The organism is uncultured Paracoccus sp., assembly GCF_947496875.1.
GTDB lineage: Bacteria > Pseudomonadota > Alphaproteobacteria > Rhodobacterales > Rhodobacteraceae > Paracoccus.
In genome coordinates, this window is the sequence record NZ_CANMEH010000099.1 from 1 (window position 1) to 296 (window position 296).

Genomic DNA, 296 nt, shown 5'->3' on the forward strand with positions numbered 1-296 from the left:
CTCCCCGACTAAGTCTCGGCTCCGAACCCTCGCCGAGGTGAACTGTTGAAGACCTCCCTGCTTCCCCTGCTGGTCACACTGGCGATCCAGTCGCTGGCATCCATGGCCGCAGTGACGGTGCCCGTTCTGGCGCCCCAGGCGGCGCTGGCGACAGGCTATCCCGCCAAGCTCGCTGGCGTGTTCATCGGGCTGGTCTACTCGGGCGCGATGATCTCGTCGCTGGCAAGCGGCAGTCTGATCGACCGGCTCGGGCCGGTCCGGGTCAGCCAGATCGCGCTTCTGTTCTGCGCGGTCGG

Annotated in this window: 1 protein-coding gene; it reads left to right on the forward strand. The window is 67.2% G+C overall.

Annotation, left to right across the window (positions count from 1 at the left end):
* Nucleotides 1–45: 45 nt before the first annotated feature.
* On the forward strand, nucleotides 46–296 hold a 251-nt coding region (locus tag Q0938_RS19280), incomplete at its 3' end, for a hypothetical protein (protein ID WP_299365746.1).